General features: G+C 62.3%; 21 protein-coding genes, 1 rRNA gene and 1 pseudogene. 11 read left to right on the forward strand and 12 right to left on the reverse strand.

All coding sequences use genetic code 11. The features are described 5' to 3' along the window. Positions 1-547: 547 nt before the first annotated feature. Entirely contained in the window at positions 548-1144 is a 597-nt protein-coding gene (locus AB4061_RS06685) for a helix-turn-helix domain-containing protein (RefSeq protein ID WP_441632084.1), read from the reverse strand. An 88-nt stretch (positions 1145-1232) separates the two neighbouring features. Here AB4061_RS06685 and kbl point away from each other — a divergent pair, with 88 nt between their 5' ends. The 3 genes from kbl (at position 1233) to AB4061_RS06700 (ending at position 5277) form a co-directional block, all read left to right on the forward strand. Continuing rightward, the gene (gene kbl, locus AB4061_RS06690) at positions 1233-2435 is read left to right on the forward strand and encodes a glycine C-acetyltransferase (protein WP_441632086.1); all 1203 of its coding nucleotides are present in this window, start codon (positions 1233-1235) and stop codon (positions 2433-2435) included. Then, positions 2432-3406, forward strand: a complete 975-nt coding sequence (locus AB4061_RS06695; protein ID WP_441632088.1) for an NAD-dependent epimerase/dehydratase family protein — start codon at positions 2432-2434, stop codon at positions 3404-3406. The genes kbl and AB4061_RS06695 overlap by 4 nt, the downstream gene beginning before the upstream one ends. Positions 3407-3858: 452 nt before the next feature. Beyond that, positions 3859-5277 (forward strand): amino acid permease, encoded by a 1419-nt coding sequence (locus AB4061_RS06700; RefSeq protein WP_441632090.1) that lies wholly within the window; start codon positions 3859-3861, stop codon positions 5275-5277. Between the two features lie 287 nt (positions 5278-5564). On the opposite strand, the pseudogene AB4061_RS06705 reads toward AB4061_RS06700, so the two are convergent. The 5 genes and pseudogenes from AB4061_RS06705 to pdxR form a co-directional block, all read right to left on the reverse strand. Continuing rightward, positions 5565-5768: pseudogene (locus AB4061_RS06705) on the reverse strand (ISNCY family transposase); the annotation flags it as partial. A 179-nt stretch (positions 5769-5947) separates the two neighbouring features. Next, the gene (locus AB4061_RS06710; protein ID WP_441632092.1) at positions 5948-7408 is read right to left on the reverse strand and encodes an ISNCY family transposase; all 1461 of its coding nucleotides are present in this window, start codon (positions 7406-7408) and stop codon (positions 5948-5950) included. A gap of 499 nt (positions 7409-7907) precedes the next feature. Beyond that, on the reverse strand, positions 7908-8753 hold the full coding sequence (locus tag AB4061_RS06715; protein ID WP_441632094.1) for a class II glutamine amidotransferase: 846 nt from the start codon (positions 8751-8753) through the stop codon (positions 7908-7910). Between the two features lie 303 nt (positions 8754-9056). Beyond that, a complete protein-coding gene (locus tag AB4061_RS06720; RefSeq protein WP_441632095.1) occupies positions 9057-9536 on the reverse strand; it encodes a YbhB/YbcL family Raf kinase inhibitor-like protein in 480 nt (159 codons plus the stop codon). Positions 9537-9969: 433 nt separating this feature from the next. Next, positions 9970-11499: a MocR-like pyridoxine biosynthesis transcription factor PdxR gene (gene pdxR / locus AB4061_RS06725; RefSeq protein ID WP_441632097.1), complete on the reverse strand. Its 1530-nt coding sequence runs from the start codon at positions 11497-11499 to the stop codon at positions 9970-9972. 189 nt (positions 11500-11688) lie between these two features. Here pdxR and AB4061_RS06730 point away from each other — a divergent pair, with 189 nt between their 5' ends. From AB4061_RS06730 to AB4061_RS06740, 3 genes are all read left to right on the forward strand, one after another. After that, positions 11689-12441, forward strand: coding sequence for an SDR family oxidoreductase (locus AB4061_RS06730; RefSeq protein ID WP_441632099.1), 753 nt, complete (start codon positions 11689-11691; stop codon positions 12439-12441). Between the two features lie 83 nt (positions 12442-12524). Continuing rightward, positions 12525-13004, forward strand: coding sequence for a carboxymuconolactone decarboxylase family protein (locus tag AB4061_RS06735; protein WP_441632101.1), 480 nt, complete (start codon positions 12525-12527; stop codon positions 13002-13004). A 4-nt stretch (positions 13005-13008) separates the two neighbouring features. Then, positions 13009-13413, forward strand: coding sequence for a cupin domain-containing protein (locus tag AB4061_RS06740; RefSeq protein ID WP_441632103.1), 405 nt, complete (start codon positions 13009-13011; stop codon positions 13411-13413). 79 nt (positions 13414-13492) lie between these two features. Here the strand turns inward: AB4061_RS06740 and mprA are convergent, their stop codons facing one another. Continuing rightward, positions 13493-15256, reverse strand: a complete 1764-nt coding sequence (gene mprA, locus AB4061_RS06745; protein WP_441632105.1) for an MprA protease, GlyGly-CTERM protein-sorting domain-containing form — start codon at positions 15254-15256, stop codon at positions 13493-13495. A gap of 747 nt (positions 15257-16003) precedes the next feature. Here mprA and AB4061_RS06750 point away from each other — a divergent pair. Further along, positions 16004-16597 (forward strand): helix-turn-helix domain-containing protein, encoded by a 594-nt coding sequence (locus AB4061_RS06750; protein WP_441632107.1) that lies wholly within the window; start codon positions 16004-16006, stop codon positions 16595-16597. An 18-nt stretch (positions 16598-16615) separates the two neighbouring features. Here the strand turns inward: AB4061_RS06750 and AB4061_RS06755 are convergent, their stop codons facing one another. Further along, a complete protein-coding gene (locus AB4061_RS06755; RefSeq protein ID WP_441632109.1) occupies positions 16616-17566 on the reverse strand; it encodes an NAD(P)H-dependent flavin oxidoreductase in 951 nt (316 codons plus the stop codon). A gap of 167 nt (positions 17567-17733) precedes the next feature. Beyond that, entirely contained in the window at positions 17734-18819 is a 1086-nt protein-coding gene (locus tag AB4061_RS06760; RefSeq protein ID WP_441632111.1) for a ferritin-like domain-containing protein, read from the reverse strand. A gap of 178 nt (positions 18820-18997) precedes the next feature. Between AB4061_RS06760 and AB4061_RS06765 the strand changes: the two genes are divergently transcribed. Both AB4061_RS06765 and AB4061_RS06770 read left to right on the forward strand, forming a co-directional pair. Further along, entirely contained in the window at positions 18998-20017 is a 1020-nt protein-coding gene (locus tag AB4061_RS06765) for a 2Fe-2S iron-sulfur cluster-binding protein (protein WP_441632113.1), read from the forward strand. Then, positions 20014-20796 (forward strand): TetR/AcrR family transcriptional regulator, encoded by a 783-nt coding sequence (locus AB4061_RS06770; protein ID WP_441632115.1) that lies wholly within the window; start codon positions 20014-20016, stop codon positions 20794-20796. Before AB4061_RS06765 ends, AB4061_RS06770 begins: the two co-directional genes overlap by 4 nt. Here AB4061_RS06770 and AB4061_RS06775 read toward each other — a convergent pair. Both AB4061_RS06775 and AB4061_RS06780 read right to left on the reverse strand, forming a co-directional pair. After that, positions 20702-21322, reverse strand: coding sequence for a TetR/AcrR family transcriptional regulator (locus AB4061_RS06775; protein WP_441632117.1), 621 nt, complete (start codon positions 21320-21322; stop codon positions 20702-20704). The genes AB4061_RS06770 and AB4061_RS06775 overlap by 95 nt on opposite strands. A 315-nt stretch (positions 21323-21637) precedes the next feature. Beyond that, a complete protein-coding gene (locus tag AB4061_RS06780) occupies positions 21638-22555 on the reverse strand; it encodes a LysR family transcriptional regulator (RefSeq protein WP_441632119.1) in 918 nt (305 codons plus the stop codon). Positions 22556-22677: 122 nt separating this feature from the next. On the opposite strand from AB4061_RS06780, the gene AB4061_RS06785 reads away from it, so the two are divergent. Beyond that, complete coding sequence (locus AB4061_RS06785) at positions 22678-23586, forward strand: sterol desaturase family protein (RefSeq protein WP_441632121.1); 909 nt, start codon at positions 22678-22680, stop codon at positions 23584-23586. Continuing rightward, positions 23583-25052 carry a coniferyl aldehyde dehydrogenase gene (locus tag AB4061_RS06790; protein ID WP_441632123.1) on the forward strand — a complete coding sequence of 490 codons (1470 nt, stop codon included), beginning with the start codon at positions 23583-23585 and terminating at the stop codon, positions 25050-25052. The genes AB4061_RS06785 and AB4061_RS06790 overlap by 4 nt, the downstream gene beginning before the upstream one ends. An 82-nt stretch (positions 25053-25134) precedes the next feature. On the opposite strand, the gene rrf is transcribed toward AB4061_RS06790, so the two are convergent. Then, positions 25135-25223 (reverse strand): 5S ribosomal RNA (rrf, locus tag AB4061_RS06795); the annotation flags it as partial.

Raw genomic sequence — 25223 nt, forward strand, 5'->3', positions numbered from 1 at the left:
GCTGGGTTTGCCCGCTCGCGCCGTCCCGTTGGGGACATGCCGCAAGTCGCGTTCAAGGTCGATGTAGCCGAGTCCGACAAGGCCTACAACGTGGTCGACATCCTTCAAGCCTGAAAGAGGTGCCTCTGCCCCACTGCAGAAGGCACGACTCTCTCTTCCCCGAATGCGTCGACGAGCCTGTGAGTCGCACGCCAGCCAGTGGATCTGGTAGCCAAGCGCCGTCGTTCGTCTGCGCAAAATGTCCGGGCAGCCCGTTCTCGAAGGACGTTCGCCGCGGAATCTCGCCACTCAAATGGAAATGCCCATCAAGCAATGTGCGTGCGTCATCGCTTATTGCTATCAAACAGGACCGTATGCGTTTTGCCGTTAAATGGAAAATGGCGGAGCCGGCCGGCTCGCGCAGGAATCTACCGGGTCCGTGAGGAGGGAGCGTTTGCCGTCAATAAGGCAACGATCTTTCGCGCGCGCGGGACTTGACGCAGAAGATGCGGATCCGCGCTTGTGTTGCAGTGCTCGCGTAATCCTGTCGACTTCCGATGAACGGCTGTCATTGGGCGTACTCAACGACCAGCAATGCCGTGGCCATGGTTTTTCCAGGATTCGAAATGGCATGCTGAACATCCGCCGGATAGCGCGCGGACTCGCCGTGCCGGACTTTCTTCTCACTGGGGCCGGATTGAACGGTGACGCAGCCGCTCATTACGGACAGATGTTCTTTCGAACCAATCTCATGCGGCTCGGATGCGAGTACGCCGCCAGGATGGATCGACAGCTCATACCATTCCACTCGGCTTGCAAGGTCCACAGGGCCGAGAATCTTCAGCTCGCATTTGCCATCGGGGCTTCTGATCACCGGGATCGAGTGAGCAGGAATGACTGTCACGGTTGGCGTCGGCTTGTCGGCCTGCCCACCGGATAGGAACTCGGCCAGGCCAATCCCCAAGGCATTCGCCAATCGCCACAAGACCGCTACCGTGGGATTGGCAAGATTCCGTTCAACCTGCGAAAGCATCGATTTGGATACGCCAGCACGCCGGGAAAGCTCGTCGAGAGAGAGCTTGCGTGCCTGGCGAAGCAATTGCAGCCTGGCTCCAATGACGGGGGGGCCTTCTGCGAACGCCTCCGCCGGGGGGACTTGTGTCATGAAATGAGATCCTGTAAAGTGAACAAAACGTTCGATATACAGAACACGTTCGGTTTATCGATCACCCTCAGTTTACAGGAGCACCGCTGTGCCGACAACAGACGCATTCTACGCAGCCATCCGCCAGGAGCTCGAGTCCATTGAACAAGCCGGTCTGTTCAAGACCGAGCGTGTCATCGCCTCTCCCCAGGGCAGCCTTATCAGGACGACCGATGGGAAGGAAGTCATCAACCTGTGCGCTAACAACTACCTGGGCCTCTCGTCCCATCCGGAGGTCGTGGAGGCTGCGCATCGCGCGCTCGGCGAGCGTGGTTTTGGCTTGAGCTCCGTTCGGTTCATTTGTGGTACGCAAGACCTGCACAAGTCGCTCGAGGCGCGTCTCGCGAGCTTTCTCGGCACGGAGGACACGATCCTCTACGGCTCGGCCTTCGATGCAAACGGGGGCCTGTTCGAGACGCTCCTTGGTCCGGAGGACGCTGTCATCAGCGACGAACTGAACCACGCGTCCATCATCGATGGCATCCGGCTCTGTAAAGCCAAGCGTTTCCGCTACAAAAACAATGACCTTGAGGATCTTCGCGAGCAGTTGAAGGCGGCCGACGCCGCAGGCGCACGTTTCAAGCTCGTCTTTACCGATGGCGTTTTCTCGATGGATGGCACGATTGCCCGGCTCGATGAGATCCGCGAGATCTGCGACGAGTTCGGGGCGCTCCTCGGGATTGACGAGTGCCATGCCACCGGCTTCCTTGGGCAGCGCGGCCGCGGCTCTCACGAACACCGTGGGATCTTCGGAAAGGTCGACATCATCACCGGAACGCTCGGCAAAGCGCTAGGCGGCGCCTCGGGTGGCTTTACGAGTGGGCGAAAGGAAGTCGTGGCATTGCTGCGCCAGCGCTCCCGGCCTTATCTTTTCTCGAACACGGTGGCGCCGTGCATCGTGGGCGCGACACTCAAGGTGCTCGACCTGCTCGAAGCCGATACCTCGTTGCGAGACAAGCTCGAGCGCAATGCGCGTTACTTCCGCGGCAAGCTCGGCACGCTGGGTTTCGACGTGAAGCTCGGCGACCACCCCATCATTCCCGTCATGGTGTATGACGCGGAAAAGGCGCAGCAACTGTCCCGGCGTCTGCTGGAGCTGGGCGTCTATGTCATCGGTTTCTTCTATCCCGTGGTCCCCAGGGAGCAGGCACGCATCCGCGTGCAGATCAGCGCTTTGCACGACAGCGCCGAGCTGGACCAGGCGTTGGAGGCGTTCGAGATCGCAGGCAAGGAACTGGGGATCATTCAATGACAAAGCCAGCCAGGGTTCTGATCATTGGCGCCAACGGCCAATTGGGAACGGAGTTGGCGTCGGCGCTGGCCGATCGCTATGGCAAGCAGAATGTCGTCACGAGCGACATGGTGCCGCACGGCCGCCACCTGCACCTCACGCATGAAATGCTCGACGTAACCGATAGGGCGCAACTTCGCGATGTCATCGAGCGGCATGGGATCACCCAGATCTATCACTTGGCAGCCGCATTGTCAGCAACCGGAGAGAAGTCGCCTACATGGGCGTGGCAACTCAACATGAACGGCCTGCTGAACGTGCTGGAGGCTGCGCGTCACCAGAAGCTCGACAAAGTATTCTGGCCCAGTTCGATTGCGGCATTCGGCCCGACAACGCCGCCGGACGCCACGCCCCAAAGCACCATCATGGAGCCCAAGACCGTCTACGGCATCTCCAAGCTGGCGGGCGAAGGATGGTGCCGTTGGTACTTTGAGAACCATGGCGTGGATGTCCGGAGCGTGCGGTATCCAGGATTGATTTCCTACAAGACGCCTCCAGGCGGCGGAACCACGGACTACGCAATCGATATCTTCCATTCGGCGCTCAAGGCGCAACCCTATGCCTGCTTCCTGGAGAAAGATGAAGCCCTGCCAATGATGTACATGCCGGACGCCGTTCGCGCGACCATCGAGCTGATGGAGGCGCCTGGCGCCAGCATCTCCGAGCGGGGAAGCTACAACCTTGCGGGCTTGAGCTTCACGCCTGGCGATATCGCGAACGAGATCCGGCGGCATTGCCCGGGGTTCGATGTCAGGTACGAGCCTGATTACCGTCAGGAAATCGCCGGTGGATGGCCTAACTCTATCGACGACTCGGTAGCCAGGCGGGATTGGAACTGGCGACCTGAATTCGGCCTCAGGGAGATGGTGGCCGACATGCTGAAAAACCTGGCAACGCTGAACCAGGGTAGCGCCTTGGAATGCGTGAGCTGAGACCAGCTTGGCGCAGCAGGCAAAGCCAGGAACCCGACCGCCGGCCAGCCTCGCGGCATGACAGCAGGCTGCGCGAAGTCGTTGCACGGTAGCGCGGGAAACGTATAGACAGGGCCGAGGCCCTGTGATAGAAGATCGCCTCGATTTCGGACGCTGGGATGCGTTGTCGGGGAATGAAGGCGGTCTGGACGATGCGTGATACCGCGCAAGCGATAGACAAGGCGCGAAGCGCCGGCCGCATCGATCCCAATAACGATGACCAGAGGAGACAACTCATGACCACAGCTGCAAATCCAGCAATCCGGCTTTCCGGCCGCCAGGGCCGGCTTCGACATCGGAGGGTGCATGCAGGCGCAATCCGTATCCGGAAGGGCGTTGCGCGCCCGAACCAATTCACGGGTGAGAGCCGTGCGAATGCTGACAAGCGTTCGCGGGTCTGAGAGGAGATCAATATGACTGACGTAAGGAAACTGCTCGACGAAGAGCGGGCCCACGAGGAGAAGGATCTCCATCGCGGGCTCAAGGACCGGCACATCCAGATGATCGCCATCGGCGGCGCCATCGGTGTCGGACTGTTTCTGGGTGCGGGGCGCGCGATCGCCATCGCCGGCCCGGGACTGATGCTGAGTTACGCCATCGGCGGCGTGGCGATCTTCTTCATCATGCGGGCGCTGGGCGAACTGCTGCTGTACCGCCCGGTGAGCGGATCCTTTGCAACCTACGCCGAGGAGTTTGTCGGCCCTTTTGCGGGCTTCGCCACCGGCTGGTCGTATTGGTTCATGTGGGTGGTCACCGGGATGGCCGAGATCACTGCGGTCGCAGTCTACGTGCACTACTGGTTCCCGGACGTGCCGCAGTGGATACCGGCGCTGGCCACCCTGGCGGTGCTGTACCTGGTGAATTGCGTTGCGGTCGCGGTATTCGGCGAACTCGAATTCTGGTTCTCGCTGATCAAGGTGGTGACCATCATCGCCATGATCGTGATCGGGTTGGCGATCATCTTCTTCGGTGTGACACCGCTCGGCCCGACGGCCAGCTTCTCGAACCTGTGGACGCATGGCGGCTTCATGCCGTTCGGGACGCTCGGCGTGGTGCTGACCTTGCAGATCGTCATGTTCGCCTACCAGGGCGTGGAACTGATCGGTGTCACCGCGGGGGAGGCGCAGAATCCCGAGAAGGTGTTGCCGCATGCGACCAACGGCGTCGTCTGGCGCATCCTGATCTTCTACGTTGGCGCGCTGATCGTCATGATGGCGCTGGTGCCCTGGAATGAGCTGAAGCCCGGCGTCAGCCCCTTCGTCTACGTGTTCGAGAGGATCGGCATTCCGGGGGCGGCCGCGATCGTCAATCTGGTCGTCATCACGGCGGCAGCCTCATCTTGCAACAGCGGCATCTTCAGCACCGGGCGCATGCTGTACACGCTGGCGCAGTTTGGCCAGGCGCCGCGCGCCTTCGGCAGGGTCAGCAGCAAGCATGTGCCGTCCACCGCCATCACGTTCTCGGCCGCGCTGATGGGCATCGGTGTGCTGCTCAACTACATCGTGCCGGAGCAGGTCTTCGTCTGGGTCACCAGCATTTCGCTGGTCGGTTCGCTGTGGACCTGGTCGATCATCATGATTGCCCACCTCGGCTATCGCAAGGCAATCGCCGCCGGCCGGGTCAAGGCGGTGGACTTTCGCATGCCTGGCGCGCCTTATGCCAACTGGCTGGTGGTCGCCTTCATGATCGCGGTTGCGGCGCTGCTGTCGCTCGATCCGGGTACCCGGGTGGCGCTCTACGTGGCACCTGTGTGGTTCGCGCTGCTCGGCATCGGCTATCGGCTCACCAAATCGCGTGCGCCGGTTGAGGGGCGCGTCCAAAAGTCGGCTTGAGCATCGTCCCGCACGCTGCCGGTGCCTCGGTTTTCGACCGGTCTGCGTGCGCGACGGTGTCGCTAGGATGCGACGATTGTCGCGCTGGGCGATCTCCAGCACATGTCCCAGCCGCTTATTTTTCACCACCGCGTCCTGATCGATCTCGGACAGCCGGTCATAGAGGACGTAGGGCAGGGCAGTCCCGTCGGCCCACAAATCGATACGGCCGTCCGGTTACTCGGCCACTTCGATGTAGCGATGAATCAAGGAGCGCTGCCCCGGGTTGGTCCTTGATGAGGTACAGCCCGGAAGATGCTGGCCTTGTCGCTGTAGAACGCCACTGCCTTGCCATGGCGCTCAATATAGGCCCGCGTCGCGGCAAAATTGGCGGAATTCGATTCAGTCGGCACGAACAGCAACTGCATCAGGTGGCTGGTGGCATCGTCGACATAGACGAGCAGCCTGCACATGGGCGTCCGCTCCTCGAACCACGCGTGCTCATGATGATCGTGTCGGGTCGGCCCATGATCGTGCTCCAGGCTAGACGGCAAAGCCGTCAGCTTGGCACGCTCCGGGACGGGGTACGACATTTCTATTTGGCTCAAGTACGACATTACTATTTGGCCCTGACACCGTTGTCCAGGCTAAATTCAAATGTCCTCCCGGTGGCTAGATCAGAATGTCCGGTTTAATGCAGGATGGTTTTGATTCTTTTGCGTCTTTTTCTCGCCTGTTTCCGTAACGCAGTCGAGCTGGCCTGAGGCGGTGAGGTATCTACAGGGTGGGGCGGTTGCGCCAGTTCATCGATGGCGCGACGCAAGTCTTCCGCATTCAGTTGCCGTTGTGGTTTCGTACCTGGCGTCGCCTGTTCGGGCCGTTGCCGCGGTTTTTGACCGGTCAGCGTGCGCGATGGTGTTCCTAGGATGCGACGATTGTCGCGCTGGGCCTGCACGCGCTGGGCGATCTCCAGCACATGCCCCAGCCGCTTGTTTTCCACCACCGCGYCTTGATCGATCTCGGACAGCCGGTCATAGAGGACGTAGGGCAGGGMAGTCCCGTCGGCCCACARCTCGATSCKGCCGTCCGGATACTCGGCCACYTCGATGTAGCGRTGAATCARGGAGCGCTGCTCGGGTTGGTCCGTGATGAGGTACAGCTTGCGGTCRTATTGCAGCGTCAGCCGGTTGGAGACTTTGCGCCATTCACGCCAGGTAAAGATGCGCTCGAGGTCCTCGTCGGGCCGCACGGGACGRTGCGCRTTGAAGTCGCTTCTKGGCATCTTGGCGAACCGCACATTGAAGTCCGCCAGGAAGACCGGGGCAAAGGCATTGGCCTCGGCCAGCGTCGAGATGCCGCGCTGGCGCAACTCCTTGACCAGCCGGTCCTGCAGCGTGCCATTCATKCGCTCCACACGGCCCTTGGCCTGGCTGCTGTTGGCGCACAGGCTTTCGATATTCAGCTCGTACAGCGCGCGCCCGAACTGCGTATGGTCCCGTCCCGTGGTGACGCCTTTGGCATTGACCCGGAAGATGCTGGCCTTGTCGCTGTAGAACGCCACCGGCTTGCCATGGCGCTCGATGTAAGCACGTGTCGCCGCAAAATAGGCGAAAGTCGATTCGGTCGGCACGAACAGCAACTGCATCAGGCGGCTGGTGGCATCGTCGACATAGACCAGCAGCGTGCACATGGGCGCGCGCTCCTCGAACCAGGCGTGCTCGCTGCCATCGATCTGCACCAGCTCACCCAGGCAGGCGCGGCGCTTGCGCGGCTGGTGCAGCTTGGGCGGGCGCAGCTTGCGTGGCACCCAGAAGCCGGCATCGATCATGATCCGGCGCACCGTCTCCTTGGCCAGCGCGATGCCATGGCGCTCGCGCAGCTTCTCGCAGGCGAGCGTGGGGCCGTAATCGGCGTAATGCTGCTGGATTAGCGCGCGTGCCTGCGCCTCGATCATCCGTGGCAGTTGGCGATGGCCTGGCTGCCCACGCTGGCGCGACAGCAAGCCCATAGGGCCATCGGCTCGCCAGCGCTGCACCAGCCGCCGGACTTGCCGCGCCGTCAGATCCAGGCGCTCTGCGGCGCGCCATTGCGCCAGCAGGCCCTCGGCCGTTGCCTGAATGACCTTGAAGCGRTCAACTTCGCGCAGACTCATGGTGATCAACCCTCGATCCTTCACGGCGCGCTCCCGTCCAACCCAGGCGCTACCAGTATAGGTCTATCCAGAGGACATTCTGATGTGGCTGGAAGCGGATATTCTGATTTGGCCTTTACAACCGTTCCCACCGATAATGATCATTATGTTAAATCAATGCGTTATAAATCCGCACCGGAGACGCTTTGGCCGACATCGACGGAATCCTTGAGGCGTTGCGTTACCTGAATGGAGTTCGGGTAAGAAAAAAATGGCGCACCACGGCGCTTTACGCCGTGGGCAATGGTGGCTGACCGAAGATTGCCCACTCGGAGCATGCCTGGCTATTTGCGGGCGGCGGCTAGGAATGCATCCGCGGTGAACTTGGCCAGCCCCATATGCGGAATCATCGTCAGTTCTGGTGAACGTCGTGCAGGCAGGCAGCGGCTTGCTGCTTGACCACCTATAGCGCCGCTGCGCAAGATTTTGCACCTCCGATGGACATGAAATAGCTGCCCTACTATGTCGACTGGTCCGGGAGCCGCGGCAAGAAGCGGTCGTGCTTGATTTCGCCTCCCCGGGCAACCAAGATGGTCGCCTCGGGAATCTCCTCCCACACTTCTTGCACGTCGATCAGTGGCTCGGAAAGCACCAGGAATGCGTCGTCGCCGGCGGCGATGATGCGCGGGTCGTCCGGGTAGAGCGCGCGTAACTGCCTGAACGAGGTGCTGTGGAAGAGCGAGCGCGATTCCGCCTCGCTCGAATAGCGCGCCGCCACGATCTGCTGGCCGTCGGTCACGCAGACAGTCATGTTGAGCGGAAACTGCACGTCGTGGCGGTGGCCGACGTCCTCGATCAGCCCCGCCATTTGCTCCAGCGCGCTGCGCGGATCTCGCTCTAGGCCGAAAGTCAGGGCCAGGAAGAACATCACCTCGGAATCGGTCGATCCCTCGATCCAGCGGAACAGGTGCGGCGCCACGGCCATCATCAGGTCGCGCCGCACGACGGGGTATTCGCGGATCAGACCGTTATGGACGAACAGCCAGCGGCCGAAGCGGAACGGATGGCAGTTGGTCTCCTGCGTCGGCGTGCCGGTAGCCGCCCGCACGTGAGCGACGAACAGCGGCGCCCGCACCGCCCGTGCCGTTTCGCGCAGGTTGGTGTCGCTCCACGCCGGGTGCAGGCAGCGGTAGCGGAACGGCACTTCCGAGTGACGTCCGTACCAACCGACGCCGAACCCGTCGCCATTGGTGGTGGTATGACCCAGCCGCGAATTCAAGCTCTGGTCGATCAGCGAGTGCTCCTGCTGGAACAGGACGGCTTCCAGCGGAACGGATTTGCCCGAGTAGGCCAGCCAGCGGCACATTATGCTTCTCCTCGACAGGTGCAGTCCGGCGCCTTCCGGCCTACCTCTCAGTTGTAGGACGGCGACGCGCGAACGGCAAAGCGGCTTGGGGAATGGCGTCGGCGGCACATCGGTCATCTGGGCGGATTCAACGAGTTGCGTATTGCAGCGGCAACGCCAGGCACATCGCGATTGCCACCGCCGCCGCCCTTACCAGTCGGCTGGCTGGCGGCATGGCCACGGTGGCGTGCGGGATTGGATTGGCCACTACGCGCGTATTTCACTTTCATCTCCCTGGCAGGGGGCATCCGGCGGGCGGTTTCGCTAGCGCCTTAACTTCTTGTAGGTGCCGACCAGTTCCGCTTGCGACAGCACATGCCCGTGCATGGCCCGCTCCAGCGCCGCCTTGTCGGGCTTGCCCAGGTCCGGCAGCACCACATCGAGCGCATAGAGCTTGTGGAAGTAGCGATGACGGCCGATTGGCGGGCAGGGTCCGCCGTAGCCTGTGCGATGCCAGTCGTTGTGGCCCTCGCGGGTGCCCGCCGGCAGGCTGGCCGGCGCCACGCCTTCGGCCAGCGCCCCCGGCTCGGGCGGAAGGTTGTACAGCACCCAGTGCACCCACGTCATGCTCGGCGCGGCCGGATCCGGCGCGTCGGGGTCATCGACGATTAGGGCCAGGCTGCGCGTGCCGGGCGGCATGCCCGTCCATGCCAGCGGCGGCGACATATCGGCGCCTTCGCAGGTCAGCTTACCGGGAATCTCGCCGCCATGGGCGAACGCCGTGGAGGTCAGGGTGAGTGGCATGACTGTCCTCGTCTGAGCATGAAGTGCCGGTGCGAATACACCGGCCCACGTCAGCAGCAGCGAAAGAAAAACATATGGCACAGCATCGTGCTCCGCCATCGATGCACCACGCTTTCACGGCGCCGGCCTCGAATTCGCTTGTGATGCTGGCGCCGTACACGCGGCCGGGAGCCCGGCCGCCCGTTCCAACTTAGTGCGGATCTCGGGGCGATGCAAGCGCAAGCGGTACGTGCGGCCAGTGAGCTATGAGGGGAATCCGGGCCACTAAAGGCGCGCCCCGGCGCGCATAGCGCGATACGTCCAGTGTAGTGGCCTGGATGCGCAGCAGGACCGCGGCCTGCCGCCCTGCCCGCCCTGCCGCGGGCACCCTATTCGCCCCCCCCGCTCTGACGCGGTCTCCGTATTCGGGATCTCTAGGCCCATGCCCCGGGCGTCAGCTGTCCAGGCACCCGCGCAACGTTCGTGCGAGACGGCCCGCTTCCGCCGCATCGACGATATTCGCGAAGCCCATCACGAGGCCGCGTGGCGTGCGCTGCATACGGCCGTTCGCATACCAGATCGAGAGTGGCAGCACCGCAAGCCCCGCCTCGCGGGCACGCGAGGCGACGGCGACATCGTCGACCCGGCCAGCGGGGCCTTCGGCAAACTGCACCGCGAACTGGATTCCACCGGGCGGAAAATCGACAATCAGCCGCTCGCCAAACGCCTGCTCCAGCGCGTGCGCGATCAGCATGCGCCGCTGTCCGTACAACGCGCGCATTCGCTTCACGTGCCGCGCAAAATGCCCCTGCTCCATGAAATCTGCCACGGTAGCCTGAAATAGCATTGGCGAGCCGGCGTTCATGCTGCACGCCACCCGCCCAACGCGCTCGACAGCGCGCTCCGGCACGACCGCATACGCGAGCCGCAAACCGGGAAACATCACCTTGCTGAACGTGCCGCAATAGATCACGCGATCGTGCCGGTCGAGGCTCTTCAATGCCGGCAATGGCCGGCCCAGATAACGGAACTCGCTGTCGTAGTCATCTTCGATGATCCAGCGAGACGCATTCTCTGCCCAATCCAGCAGCGCCATACGTCTTGCGAGCGACAGCGTGTGCCCGAGCGGGCTCTGATGCGATGGTGTGACCAGCGCGAAGCGCGCCAGCGGATCCAGTTTTATGCCGCGCTCGACGTCGATCCCTTCGTCATCCACCGGCACCGGCACGAGTTGCATGCCAGTCTCGGCCAGAAAGCTGCGCGCGAGCAGATAGCCGGGATCCTCGAACCACATGCGATCGTTGGGGCGCGCGAGACTGCGCAACACGAGTTCGAGCGTCGCGCGGTAGCCGCTGGTAACGAACACCTGTTCCGGCAGGCAGGTTACGCCGCGCGACAGTCCGAGATAGGTGGCGATGTGTTCGCGCAGCGGCCGATAGCCAGCCGGATCCGGGTACGCGAGCACCGCGCGTTCGCCGCTACGCGCGCGACGCGAAACGAGCCGGTTCCATACCTTGTGCGGAAACGCGTCGAGCGCGGGCAGCCCTGGTTGCAACGGCCGCGGCTCGCCGCTCATGGCGACGGTAATAGCCTGCTGGCGCGGCGCCGGTTGACCACCGCTCGATGCGTCTGGCGTCTTCGGCGTGTCTGTTCCTTCCGTGCCCTGCCTGCCGTGCGCGTCTTGAGGGCCTTGCCCATATGACGAACGCATCACCGAGGCCGGTAGCGACGGCGATACGAACGTGCCCGCGGCACCGCGCATCTGCAGGTAGCCCTCGTCGACGAGGATCGTATAGGCCAGTTCAACTGTGCCGCGTGCCGTGTTCAGCTGCGTGGCGAGGCTGCGCAGCGCGGGCACGCGATCGCCGGGACGCAGATGCCCTGCCGCGATCGCCGTCCTGAAACGCTCGCAAATTTGCAGATAGATCGGCGACTGTTGCTGCCGATCGACTTTGATGGTCAATGCGGGAGTCGGTGCGGTCATGACGGTCTCGGGGGCATGGGGGAGCTGAATCCACTTGGACTAGTCATATGGAAAATTCTTGGCCCTTTTCTATAGGTCATGATTATTCCACAATGACTTCAGGCAATGCGACGGCGACGGGCACTTTCAAGCGATCCACACCCACCGCGCGCCCCACGTGTTCATCTACTCTCATCTGGAGAATCTGCCATGAAGATCGTCGTAATCGGTGGTTCCGGCCTGATCGGCTCGCGTCTCGTGTCGCTGCTCAGCGAGGCAGGCCATACGGCGCTTGCCGCATCGCCGCGTAGTGGCGTCAACACCGTGACTGGCGACGGCCTGAGCAACGCGCTCGTGGGCGCGGACRTCGTCGTGGATGTGACGAACGCGCCGTCATGGGAGCCACGGGCGGTGCTCGACTTCTTCCGCACTTCGGCGCGCAATCTCGGCAAGGCCGAAGTGGCCGCAGGCGTGCGCCATCACGTCGCGTTGTCAATCGTCGGCGCCGATCGCATGCTGGAGAACGCGTATTTCGCCGCCAAGGTCGCGCAGGAACAGGCGATCGAAGCGGCGGGCGTGCCGTACACGATCGTGCGCGCGACGCAGTTCATGGAGTTTATCGGCGGCATCGCTGATTTCAGCACGGACGGCGGCACCGTGCGCGTCGGCGACGGACTGTTTCAGCCGATCGCCGCGGACGACATCGCGGCGATCCTCTCGCAGATCGCGCTTGCGGCACCACGGAACGACACGGTCGAAATCGCCGGCCCGGACCGCGCGCCCTTCGCAACGATCATCGCGCGTTATCTGAAATCGGTAGGCGACGCACGCCCGGTCGTGACGGATCGCGATGCACGGTACTACGGCGGCCTGGTCGAGGAACTGTCACTTGTGCCGCTCGGTGACGCGCGTATCGGCCGCATCAGTCTCGACCAGTGGCTCGCGCAGGCTAAAGGAGGTTGATTGCAAGTTGCAATCCCGCGGAGTCCATCCCCTCGTGCAACGCTCGGATCCGCGCATCACGCTCATCTCACCAGGAGAGAATCATGACGCAACGCCTTAACTACTTTCAGCAATCCCCGGAACTGTCCAAGAAGCTCGTGGAGCTCGGCTCACTGCTCCAGAAAACGACGATCGAGACGCACGTCCGCGAGCTCGTCGAGCTTCGCGCATCGCAGCTCAATGGCTGCGCTTTCTGCGTCGACATGCATATCAAGATGGCGAAGATCCACGGCGAGCGCGAACTGCGCCTGCATCACGTGGCGATCTGGCGCGAGTCGACGCTGTTCTCGCCGCGCGAACGCGCCGCGCTGGCATGGACCGAGGTGCTGACCAACCTTCCCGCCCAGGGCGTGCCAGACGACATCTACGACCACGTGCGTACCCAGTACTCCGAGAAGGAGCTGTCGGATCTCACGTTCCTCGTGGGCGCGATCAACAGCTGGAACCGACTGAACGTGGCGTTCCGCATGGTGCCCGGCTCGTCCGACAAGGCATTCGGGCTCGACAAGGCCAATCTGGAGTGATGCCATGAAGACGATAGTTTCCTTTGCAGTAACCCTGATGTGGTCGTGCCTGATGATTGCGCGGCCGGCCATAGCCGCGCCGGAAGCGAGTGTTGCGCCGCTGCTCTCGGAATCGTTGCCTGAGTATCCGGGCAAGGAAGTCCAGATGATCGTTGTGGACTATCCGCCTGGCGCGGCCGACCCCGTGCATCGCCATGACGCACACGCCTTCATCTATGTGCTCGAGGGAAACATCGTCATGGGCGTGAAGGGCGGCAAGGAGGTGACACTCAAGGCCGGAGATACGTTCCACGAAGGCCCCAACGACATCCACACTGTCGGGCGCAACGCCAGCGCCACGCAGCCGGCCAGGTTTGTCGTGTTCCTGATCAAAAAGAAGGGCGCGCCAATCCTGACCCCGGTGAAGTAGCTGAGTCGTTCGTGCGGGCACCGGTCGGACAGACCAGCGGCATATCGCAGCCCGCAGATTTCTGTCGGTCTGGTCTGAGTCAGCGGATGCGGCGGCGACCTACGAAGGCCAGCAAGCCGCCCGCAAGGAGTAGCACCGCCTCGAAGAGACTAAACGCGCCGCCACCACCCCCTTCCCCACTTGGGGTGCTACCACTACTTGTGTTGGAAGCTACCGCTGCCGACAACTGCACACTGGTGCCCGCCGACAGTCCTGAGGCGTCGTCTGTCACGGTCAGGCCGAACTGGTAGTCGCCAGCCACCGTGGGGGTGAACGAGGCGATCGCCGCGTTGGCATTCAGCAACGTAACCCTCGGGCCGCTAAGCTGGGTCCAGGCATACGAGACGTTGGCGCTGCTGGACTGGCTGCCATCAAGCGCCACCGTCGTGCCAGTACTCACCGATTTCGGCGCGATCGCCGACGCGTTGGGAACAACGGCCTGCGCTGCCAGCGTAACGGCCCCGGATGCGTCGAGCATGCCGGCGCCGCAAATCCACGTGTTGCAGCTGGAGTCTACGAAGGACCGGGCACTCTTGCGCAGCAGTTGGCGTACCGCGGTTGACGTCAATGCCGGCCGCAACGCAAGCATCAATGCTGCAACGCCAGCAACCTGTGGAACGGCGTTGCTGGTGCCGATCCCAACCGAGTTATAAATAGGTGAGCCATTGTTATCGTAGGACGTGGCGCCGATGTCCCCCAACGACCAGCCATAGACTGGATCAGGCTGCGTCACCGAGCCGCCACCTCCCGGGGCAGCAACCGCAATTGCCGGGCCAAAATTGCTATACGAACCGAGGGTGCCGGCGTAAGTCAATCCGGCAACGGCAAGCGCGCCATGACATGTAGCGGGCGTTGTCACCGGGCCACTTTCGTTACCCGCTGCCACCACCACCACGGCTCCCTTGGCGCTTGCATCTGCAATGGCCGCCTGCGTTACCGCATCGCACTTCGAGACTCCGGCAGCGCCAAGACTCATGCTGATGACCCGAGCTGGGTTCGGGTTGGCAGGAACACCAGGCACGCTGGAACCTGCAGCCCATCGAATAGCATCTGCGACGTCGAAGCTGCTCGCCTGGCATTCATCCATGACCTTTACCGGCAGAATAGACGCGTTCGGGGCGACACCCGCGATGCCCGATCCGTTGTTGGTTGCTGCTGCCGCAATGCCTGCCATGTTGGTACCGTGGTAGACCATCGCCGGCGCGCTGCCGTTCTGCTGGGCAGAGTTGGCGCATTTCGCTCCAAAGGCCGACGGCTGCGTGTTGGTGCCACGGCCGGTACGCGTGATGAAGCTGTAGCCCGGGAGCATCTTGCCCTGTAAGTCGGGATGGGTTGCATTCACGCCGTTGTCGATAATGGCGATCACGATGCCATCGCCCTTGCTGCTCGACCAGGCATTCACCGCGTTGATCGCGCCCTTGGCATTTCCCGGGATCGCCGGGTCGTGCAGATTCCATTGGTCAGGGGCTAGATGGGGATCGTTCGGAATCCAGCCGCCGTTCAGCGTGTTCGTCCGATGGTGGGTTTCCGCTTCGACCCAATCCACGCCGCGGATCGTCCGCAGGGCATCCAGGATGCGAGCGCGCTCCTGGTCATTGATGTTGTCCGGCAGCGAAATCACCCAGGCGTTCCCGGACATCAGGCGAACCATTTTGAGATCCGCCCCGGTGGCGCTGCGGAAGGTCTGGATGACGGCCTCCGCATTGGACGCGCCATCGAACTTGACGGCCACCTGCTCACCGGCCTGTGCCGCCCCCGCGAGCAACAGCGCTGCGCAAACACCAACCAACCATTTCTTCTTCACATTCTTCCTCCAATTTGCGCAACCTCCGAAAACAGATCGCCAGGTAGGAAGCGGTGTCCGCGTGAGTTGCTGCGGCGATTTGAAAACGACGAACCAGGTGGGATCTTGGACCGACTTCTATACAGCGCGTGAATTCTCGCGGCTAACCTAACCGCCTGCCTATTCGTAAAATTACAAGTGTTGTCTGAACATAAAAATCCGAATTTTCTCACAAAAAATCGGACTAGTCCGATTCCATCATCTCGTTCAATCTGCTAGGTTCGCCATTGAGGACCATCCGCGAAGACCACTTGAAAGCCTGATGGATAGACAAACAACACAGGCATGGAGAACCTGTATGTTCAGATATCTCTTGTAGACATATCCGATCTTGACCTTGCGGCAAGTCGTTATAGCCGTGTCAAGGATGATCTGCAGGAGCCATGGATGGCGTTAGATGCATTGGCCCGTGAGATGCGAAGTCCTCTATTTGCCTCGCGAGCGCGATTGTTTTCTTATGTGTTTACGTTTTTATAAGTACGACAAGGATAATTAGATGATAAATTTATTTTGAATTTATGTAATTGAATTTAACGAAGTTAACTTATAAAACTATAGCGGTATGAAAATAAAAAATAGTCTACCGATTAACTTTCATTTTTGCATTCTGATTTTGGGCGACGACAATCGTGGGGGGGATTCGGCGGATGGATTGCACGTTGCACTGACTATGCCAGCATCAGGCTTCCACCTTGCAGAGGCGAAGCTGTGACAGCATTTGATCCTGGGATTTTGCAGCTTCTTTATACGGCCTGCGCAAGTCTTTCTGCATCAGCGGGCCGCGTGTCCTACGCGCCTGGGATTGCAATCCCGCTGGTCGTGCAGGAGTTTGGAGACGTCGGGATAGACTTTCCCCCCGTAGCATCTCCATTTCGATGGAGCGGCCCCGCCCTGCCGCAGTTGCTTTCCGCTGATCTCATCGAGAGCGCCTTCTATGGGCCGGACGGCTCAGCGTCGCGGCTTCTCATCCAGAGCACCCCTCCTCCCGACGTCGGCTCGATCCTAGCTGCTCACGCGAGACTTCACGCTGCCTATGACGATGCCTATTCAACGATCACTGAAGCATCGAGCAGTCCTGCTCGATTAAAGGACAGGGAGAAGAATGTGCTGGCGTATGCAGCGCTCGGCCTGTCTAGCAAGGAGATCGGGCAAGAGCTTGGGATTTCAGCGCGTACCGTGGACTACTATGTGGATATCGCGCGCGATAAGCTAGGCGCCCACAATCGAACTGAAGCGATTGTTCGAGGAATCCTCACGCGCCAGATTTGCGCGCTCAAACTGCCAGGTGAGCGGAAGACGTAAGGCATCGCGGGTGTGCGATCAGGCTTTCACGGAGCCGTAACGCGCAGCCAGTCCGTCCACAGCGTGGCTGAAATCCCGAATCGTTTCTTCAATGATTTGCCGTACCGTTTTCACGGAATCAATACGCCCGCAAACCTGACCGGTCAGCGGAACGGCCGCCTCCATGTCGCCGCCGAAATAGAGTTGCTGCACGCCGGCGAATTCGCTTTTGATACTCTCCGGAACCTGCTCTTCGATCCGGGACGTGCGTGCCGTGCGCAGGGCCCGCAGCGCCGGGCCATTGCCGCCGCGATTGAGAAAAACGGTGTCCGTTTCGCGGGCGTCGACAATGGCGTTCTTCCAGTTGTCGTGAACGGGCGACTCGACCGACGACAACATGCGCGTGCCCATCTGGATCCCCTCGGCACCCATGGCGAACGCCGCCGCCATGGTGGCACCGTCGCAGAAGCCGCCGGCGGCGATGACCGGGACATCGACCTTCGAGCAGATCAGCGGCAGCAACACCATTGAGGCGACATCACGTTGATTCTTGAAGCCACCGCCCTCGCTGCCTTCCACAATCAGGCCATCCACGCCGGCGGCGAGCGCCTTGAGCGCGCCGGCCAGCGTGGGCACCACATGGAAAACCGTCAGGCCGGCAGCCTTCAACTCAGCGCAATAGCGCGTCGGGTCGCCGGCGGATGTGGTGACGAAGCGGATTCCCTCGTCGACGACGAATTGCACGATGGCCGGGTCGCGCACATAGGTCAGGGCAATGTTGACGCCGAACGGCTTGTCGGTCAGTTCGCGCATCTTGCGAATCTCACCACGGATGGTGTCCAGTTCGCCAGATGAGGTCTCGATAATGCCCATGCCGCCGGCATTGGAGACTGCCGCGGCAAGCTGGGCCCGGGCGATCCATCCCATGGGAGCCTGGACGATAGGATGCTGGACGCCAAGCATCGTTGTGACGCGATTGTGTATGGTCATGCCTCTTTGTCTCCGCTCGGTAACCCGTGATCGTTGATTGGGCATTCTATTTCGCAACGCCGATCCAATGCAACTGGTTGCATATTCATGGCGCCATGCTTACCGAACTGAGGCAACGAATGCAGGCGGGCCCGGCCAGACAGGCCGGGCCCGCAGCCAAGGCCGCTTCAGTGTCCGGCTTCGGCCTGCGCGGCCTCAATCGACTCCATCACCACGCGGCGCGCGTCAAATTCCTCCGCGATCTTCTGGTCCTGCGCGAACTGCGCCTCGACGTCGACATTGGCGAACTCGATCGCGCCCATGTCGGCAAACGCGGCCTGCACGCGCGGGCTCCACAGGCCGATATCCTTGACGGTCGGCACGATCCGGCTGAACAGCCGCTGGCGGAATTGCCGCATGGTCTCGGACTCCCGCACGGCCTTGGCGCACTCGTCTTCCGGCAGGCCGAGGCGGCCCCAGACTTCCTTCTGGTCGAAGCGATCGCGCATCAGGTAGCAGGCCTCGATCACGAAGTCCTCGCGCTCCTTGCGCTCGGCTTCCGTCAGTTGAGGATAGTAGCCGCGCAGCGCAGTACGGCCGAAGGCAACGTGGCGCGCTTCGTCCTGCATCACGTAGGCGTTGATCGACGCCGCCAGCGGATTCTTGGAGAAGTCGCGAATGCGCTGGAACGCGGCCAGCGCCAGGCCTTCCACCAGTACCTGCATGCCGAGGTAGCAGAAGTCCCAGCGCGAGTCGGTCAGGATGGTTTCGAGCAGCGATTTCAACCCGGAAGTGATCGGGTAGATGATCCCGACCTTCTCGTGCAGCAGGCGCGAATAGGCTTCCACGTGCCGCGCTTCGTCCATGGTCTGCGTGGCGGCATAGAATTTGGCGTCCATCTCCGGCACCATCTGCACGATGCGCGCAGACACCATCAGCGCGCCCTGTTCGCCATGCAGGAACTGCGACAGCGAATGCGCCTGCTGGTGGCGGCGCACGTCGATGCGGTCGTGTTTGCCCATCTTTTCCCATAGCGGCGTGCCGTAGATCGGGATCATCCGGTCATCGAGTTCCTGCGGGTTCTCGGGGTCGAGCTCCTGCGACCAGTCGATCCGGTCGGTGGCGTTCCATTGCTGCTTCTTGCTGGTCTCGTAGAGCTGCAGCAGCTTGGAATTCTCGTTGTCGTACTCCCAGTTGAACTCGGTGAAAACCTGGCTGCCGATCGACCAGCCTGTCTGGACCACCGGCAGCGTGTAACGATGAAGGGATGACATGCAATCTCCTTTGGCGCTCATGGGTTTTGACCGTTCTCCCCGCCTGTTCTGCTTACCCTAGCCGGTGGTGGGATCGGTCTTGAATTTGCTTTTGCTTCCGGCTATAAACAGAATCATAATTCTCTTTCTTGTTATTTCAAGGGTCCGGCACAGGATCCGCAGAAGCCAGGAGACATTGATGCAGTTCCACAATCTGACTGTCGCGCAGATCACTCGGGAGACCGAAGACGCCCGTTCCTACGCGCTTCTGGTCCCCGATGCGCTGCAGCAATCCTTTGTATATCGCGCCGGCCAGCACCTCACTTTCCGGGTAAACGTGGACGGGAAAATCCTGCTGCGCAGCTATTCGCTTTCCAGTTCGCCCGAGGCAGGCGGCCTTCCGGTCGTCACCGTCAAGCGCATCCCGGGGGGCCGCGCGTCGGGCTGGTTCCATGCGCATGTCGACGCTGGCACGCAACTGGAGGTGAGCGCGCCGACCGGCCGGTTCGTGTGCGAGGACATGGACGCCCCGCTCTTCTTCTGCGCGGCGGGCAGCGGCATTACGCCGGTGCTGTCGATGATCCGTTCGGCGCTGGCATCTGCCAGCTGCGCGATGACGCTCTACTACGCCAATCGCGATGCCGACAGCACGATCTTCGCGGCGGAGATCGCCAAGCTGTCCCGCGGCAATGCCGATCGGTTGGCCGTGCACCTGCACCACGACGACACCGATGGTTTTCCCGAACGCGGCAAGATTGCCGCCCTGCTCTCGGCGGTGCCACACTGCCAGCTCTATCTGTGCGGCCCCGGGCCGTTCATGCAGACCGTGCTGGAGGCCGCTGAAGTGGCCGGCATGGCGCCGGGGCGCGTGCATCTGGAGCGGTTTGACGCGGCCGCGCAGGAGGCCGAGGTGGCAAGCGCGGTGCCAATGCCTGCGCAGGCTTGCGACGCAACGGTAACGCTCGGCGGCGCCCTGCATGTGGTGCGGGTTGCCAGCGGCCAGTCCCTGCTGCAGGCCGCGCTGGCCTGCGGCGTGGATGCGCCCTATGCCTGCGAGGAAGGCTATTGCGGCTCGTGCGCGGCCAAGTGCGTAGATGGCGCGGTCGTCCACGCGCGCAACGATGTTTTCAGTGCCGACGAGCTTGCCGCCGGCTGGATCCTGACCTGCCAGGCGCGCCCGCGCCAGGAGCGGCCGGTCGCCATCACCTTCGACGTATGACACCCGAAATCACGGCCCCCTTTGATGCCGCGGCGCCAACGCTGCGCGCGGGGCTGAAACAGCCCCGCCAGGAGAGAAGCGAGGCCACGCTGAAGGCGCTGCTGGCCGCCGGGAGAGCGCTGATCAACGAGGCCGGCAGCCTGACCGGCTTCTCGCTCGCCGATCTCGTGCGGGCCGCGTCCACTTCCGTTGGCGCGTTCTATGCGCGTTTTCCGGACAAGGAGACCTTCTGCGCGTTGGTGCTGGAAGACACACTGGCGGAGCTGCGTGCCGAGCTGGACTATTCGCTGGCCACGGACCCCGCCTGGAACGCGGGGCCGGCCCACGCGATCTGCACGCGCATCGTCGGCTTCTATATCGGCCTGTTCCGCAAGCACCGTGGCCTGTTTGCCGCATATATGCGGCATAGCCCCGCGCAGAACCCCTTGTGGCAACCCATTCGCGAGGCCAACCGGCAGATCCTCGATGCCATGGTGCCGCGCCTGGCCAGCCGCGTCGCCGCGGGGCGCTTCAGCGGGCCAGATGACGAGACCCGCATCGCGGTCCAGCTTGTCATCAGTGCATTGACCAACATCGTGCTGCATACGCCCAGCGCCCTGGATCTGTACGATCCGCGCCAGGAGCAACGGCTCACCGAGATGCTGCACCGCTACCTTGCCTTGCCAGCGGCGGACGACGTCTCGCCTACGCTTCCGGCAACATCAGATAGCGGCACATCATGCGGATCAGGTGGGTTTCCAGCTTGCGTTGCTCCAGGTGCAGTGGGCCCGGATCGTTGAGCAACAGATTGGCCAGCGTGCCCACCAGGAACTGAATGGCGACGCGCACCTCGAAGTCCGCGGTGCCAGCGCGTGGGGAATCGAGTCGCCTGGCCAGCAATGGCACAAGCAAATCCTGGATGCGGCGGTTGGCCTGCCGCATGGGATTGTCGCCGCCCCCGATCGCGGAGTAGTGGCGCAGGAAGCCTTTGAACAGGCCACGATTCTGGCGGAACTGGCCTACGTAGACGCGCACGATGCGCTTCACGATGGCCGTAGCCGAACCGGCTTGCCAGACCGGATCCCTGGCGATCGATTTTTTCGTGAGCGCTTCGGCTTCGTCCAGCGCAGCCTCAAGCATGAATTGGAGGAACGCCTCCTTGTCCTTGAAGCGGGCATAGAAGGCGCCAATCGACGTCTCGGCGGCCTTCACGACGTCATTCAGGGAAATGTTATCCAGGTCGCCGCGCTGCTCTGCCAGCGCACGCCCCGCCTTGATCATGTTGCCCAGGTTCTGTTCGCTGCGCGGCTGGCGTGGGGGACGCATGGCAGGCGGGGTGACGGTGGCTGCGGCAGGTCCCTTTGCGGCTCGCCGCGCGGGCGCGTCCTGGCGAGCGGACGCGCTGGCTGGCGTCGAGGATTTTCGGCGAATAGGCATGAAGTACAAATAATCGATAATCGATAGGCGCAAGCAATGCCGCATTATGCGGCCTTCTTACCTGTCTTTTATGCCAAGGTGACCAAGCTGGATCGTTGCGTTGGCCTGAGCTTGGTGCGCTGCGTCTGGATGCATGCCCCGCGGGTTCCAGCGGGGCATGTTTGCTTCTGGCGCGGCGCCTTCCCGCAGGGGCGCCATGGGTGATCAGGAGAGCCCGACGTTCACCTCGCCAGCGACCCGCGCGATGCACGCGATGGCATTTTGCGCCATCGGCGACGGCGTCCGGTTGCGCAGGCTGACAACGCCCATCTCGGAGAACAGCGACGGCAGTCCCTCGATGCGCAGCGGCAGCAGCGCGCCGGCATCGAGATCGGCTTGCACCGATGTCTGCGTGGCGGCGAGAACCGTGTCGGTGGACAGCGCCACGGCCCGCAGGATAGCAATGTCATCGCACTCGAGCGCGAGCACGGCTTCCTCGCCCGCCGGCAAGCCGAGCACCCTGGCCAGCTCGGTATTCAGGACGCTTGGCAACTTGGTCGCCGCGACGCCGTACTGCCAGGCATCGGCTACCGTGCATTGACGCCCGGCAAGCGGATGCTCGGTGCGTACGTAGAAGAAACCGGGTTGCGTCCCCAGCGGACGGATTTCCAGTGCAGGGTCTTCTGGCAGGTCGCGCACGTCCGCGACGAAAAACTCGATGTCTTCGGCGCGCAGGCGTTCCAGCAACTGCTTCCAGTTGCTCTCTTCCACGCGTAATGCCACTTTGGGATAGAGGCGCCGTAGCTCGGACAACGCCCGCGGCATCAGGGTCGCCGCCGGGAATGGCCCGGCGCCGAAGGCGGTGTCGCCCAGCTGGCTGTCTCGAAAGAGATCGACATCGCGCTGCAGGCACCGCGCATCGAAGAGCAGCCTGCGGGCCCGCCCGATCACGAACTCGCCGGCCGGGGTCGGCCGCACGTCGCCCACGTCACGATCGAACAGGCGGATGCCGAGGTCCGCCTCGATGGCCTGGATACTGCGGCTGAACGCAGGCTGGCTGAGGTGAACCCGCTCGGCCGCCCGCGCGAAATGCAGAACATCGGCAAGCGCCAGAACGTGGCTCAGGCGGCGAAGGTCCATCATGATGCGTTGCTCCATACGCATTGTAACATTGCATAGTATGCATTGGACGCATTGACTGGGCAAGCCTACAGTCAGCCGCAAAGCCTTTCAGGTCAAAAAGCGAGATCGGAGACAACCCCCCAATGAGTCCGCACCTTCAGAACATCTTGATCGTGATCGCCATGCTTGGTTTTGCCTGCATGGAGTGGGTCACGCGGCGCTACAAGAACAGCGTCAACCCTACCCTGGACGATACCAAGCTGGAACTGGCGATGTTCGTGAGCCTGCTCGCGATCACCCAACCCCTGGCCTTGCTGGGGGCCGGCAAGCTTTGCGCCTGGCTGATGCCGGAGCAGCAAGGCGCGTGGGCACACCTGCCATGGTGGGCAATGGCCGCGGTCCTGCTGATTTGCGACGACATGACGCAATACTGGTGGCATCGCGTGTCGCATTCGCCGTTGCTGTGGCCTTTGCATCGCGCGCACCACACCGCGCAGTACATGAGCATCCGCATCACGTACCGGAACAATTTCTTCTATTACCTGATGATGCCGGGCCTGTGGATTGCAGGTGTGCTGCTGTATCTGGGTTTCGCTAAAGTCTACGGTGCGTACCTGGTCATCAAGCTGACTGTCATCCTTGGCGCGCACAGCGCATGGCGGTGGGACGAGCCCTTGTACCGGATCCGTGCACTGCGTCCGCTGATGTGGATACTGGAACGCACGATCTCCACGCCCGCCACCCACTGGGCGCACCATGCAATGACGAATGAGGACGGCATCGGCCACTACAAGGGCAATTTCGGCAATCTGCTGTTCTTCTGGGACATCCTGTTTGGCTCGGCGCACATCACGCGCAGGTATCCCGCCAAGATTGGCTTGCAGGACGACGTGCTGTTCGGGCAGGAGCGCTGGTTCACTCAGATGTTCTACCCGCTGTTCCAGTCGCGCCGCGCACACTCCGCGCTGCGCTTCGGTGGACGGGCTTATGCGGAGACCGAAACCCATTCCGATGCAGCACCGCAGGTCGATAAACAGCAGAGGTCCACATGAATGTTCGCGCTATGACAGAGGAGCTGGCCAGGCAAGACATCCTGAGCGCCCGCGTTCAGGCCATGTTCGCCGCGCAACAGCAAGCCTTCCTGCGCCACACCTTGCCCGATGCCGGGCAGCGGCGTGAACACTTGCGCGCTCTCAAGCAGCAACTGCTGCGTTACCAGGACGTGCTTGCCGAAGCGATTTCCCGGGATTTCGGCGGGCGCTCTTTGGCAGAGACCAAGATGCTGGAAGTGCTGCCGACCACGCTGGAGATCCGTCATGCCATCTCGCATGTGCGCCGCTGGATGCGGGCGAGCCGTCGCTGGCCCGAACTGCTGTTCGCCAGCAACAGCCTGCGCGTCACCTACCAGCCCAAGGGCATCGTTGGTGTCATCGCGACCTGGAATTTCCCGGTCTATCTGTCACTGGGTCCGCTAGTGGCCGCGCTGGCCGCTGGCAACCGCGTCATGATCAAGATGCCGGAGACAACGCCAGCCACCAACGCCACGCTCAAGGCCATGCTTGGCGAGATCTTCGCCGAAGACCACGTTGCATTGATCGGCGGGGAATTGCAAGACCCTGGCGTCTTTAGCGACCTGCCCTTCAACCATCTCGTTTTCACCGGCTCGCCAGCGGTAGGCCGTATCGTCATGGGCCAGGCGGCGCGCAACCTCACGCCGGTCACTCTCGAGCTTGGCGGTAAGTCGCCCGCCATCGTGCTGCGCGACTATCCCGTTGGCGAGGCCGCCCGGCGCATCGCGCACGGCAAGGGCATCAACTGCGGGCAGGTTTGCGTGGCGCCCGACTACGCGCTGGTGCCGCGCGAACGCGTGGACGAATTCGTCCACGCGGTGATCGAGAGCTTCGGCGAATTATTCGGCGAGCGGACCGGGCACAATCCCGATTACACGGCGCTGGCCACCGATCGCCACGCTGCGCGCATCCAGGCGATGCTGGACGACGCGCGCGCCAAGGGTGCGACGGTGGTGGCCTGCGGCGAGGTCTGCCCCGGCCGCCGCTTGCCATTGCACGTCGTGACGAACTGCACGCCCGATATGCTGCTGATGCGCGAGGAGATCTTTGGCCCCATCCTGCCAGTGCTGCCGTACGACACGCATGAGCAGGCCATCGCCATGGTGCAGCAACGCTCGCGTCCGCTCGCCCTGTACTGCTTCAGCCACGATGCCGCCGAGCGCAAGAACCTGCTTGCGCGCACGCATTCCGGCGGCGTTACCATCAACGACTGGGCCTGGCACGTGGTCAACCACGACGCACCCTTTGGCGGCGTGGGTAACTCAGGCATGGGCACCTATCACGGCGAAGAAGGGTTTCGCGAACTGTCGCATGCGCGCACCGTGTTCAAACGGCACCGGTTCTTTCCCATCGGGCTGTTCTATCCGCCCTACGGCAATCTGGCGCAACGCCTGACGATGAAGCTATTTGTCGGCCGGGGCGATGGGGCGGTGAAGAAGCCGTTCTGAAGCCGTGCTGAATCGATCGCTATTTCGATCGCACAAAAGCAAAACCCCCCAGTACTTTCGTACTGGGGGGTTTCAAGGGAGAGCCTGGCGATTACCTACTTTCACACGGGTATCCGCACTATCATCGGCGTGGAGTCGTTTCACGGTCCTGTTCGGGATGGGAAGGGGTGG

Source organism: Cupriavidus sp. YAF13 (assembly GCF_052113425.1).
Classification (GTDB): Bacteria; Pseudomonadota; Gammaproteobacteria; order Burkholderiales; family Burkholderiaceae; genus Cupriavidus.

Bases quoted from the DNA above. Each gene is read 5' to 3' on its own strand.
- AB4061_RS06785 (WP_441632121.1), top strand. From the start codon at position 22,678: ATGAGTCCGCACCTTCAGAACATCTTGATCGTGATCGCCATGCTTGGT.
- AB4061_RS06790 (WP_441632123.1), top strand. From the start codon at position 23,583: ATGAATGTTCGCGCTATGACAGAGGAGCTGGCCAGGCAAGACATCCTG.
- pdxR (WP_441632097.1), bottom strand. From the start codon at position 11,499: ATGACCGCACCGACTCCCGCATTGACCATCAAAGTCGATCGGCAGCAA.
- AB4061_RS06770 (WP_441632115.1), top strand. From the start codon at position 20,014: ATGACACCCGAAATCACGGCCCCCTTTGATGCCGCGGCGCCAACGCTG.
- AB4061_RS06780 (WP_441632119.1), bottom strand. From the start codon at position 22,555: ATGATGGACCTTCGCCGCCTGAGCCACGTTCTGGCGCTTGCCGATGTT.
- AB4061_RS06735 (WP_441632101.1), top strand. From the start codon at position 12,525: ATGACGCAACGCCTTAACTACTTTCAGCAATCCCCGGAACTGTCCAAG.
- AB4061_RS06775 (WP_441632117.1), bottom strand. From the start codon at position 21,322: ATGCGTCCCCCACGCCAGCCGCGCAGCGAACAGAACCTGGGCAACATG.
- AB4061_RS06740 (WP_441632103.1), top strand. From the start codon at position 13,009: ATGAAGACGATAGTTTCCTTTGCAGTAACCCTGATGTGGTCGTGCCTG.
- AB4061_RS06695 (WP_441632088.1), top strand. From the start codon at position 2,432: ATGACAAAGCCAGCCAGGGTTCTGATCATTGGCGCCAACGGCCAATTG.
- AB4061_RS06765 (WP_441632113.1), top strand. From the start codon at position 18,998: ATGCAGTTCCACAATCTGACTGTCGCGCAGATCACTCGGGAGACCGAA.
- AB4061_RS06760 (WP_441632111.1), bottom strand. From the start codon at position 18,819: ATGTCATCCCTTCATCGTTACACGCTGCCGGTGGTCCAGACAGGCTGG.
- AB4061_RS06700 (WP_441632090.1), top strand. From the start codon at position 3,859: ATGACTGACGTAAGGAAACTGCTCGACGAAGAGCGGGCCCACGAGGAG.
- AB4061_RS06755 (WP_441632109.1), bottom strand. From the start codon at position 17,566: ATGACCATACACAATCGCGTCACAACGATGCTTGGCGTCCAGCATCCT.
- AB4061_RS06720 (WP_441632095.1), bottom strand. From the start codon at position 9,536: ATGCCACTCACCCTGACCTCCACGGCGTTCGCCCATGGCGGCGAGATT.
- AB4061_RS06685 (WP_441632084.1), bottom strand. From the start codon at position 1,144: ATGACACAAGTCCCCCCGGCGGAGGCGTTCGCAGAAGGCCCCCCCGTC.
- AB4061_RS06715 (WP_441632094.1), bottom strand. From the start codon at position 8,753: ATGTGCCGCTGGCTGGCCTACTCGGGCAAATCCGTTCCGCTGGAAGCC.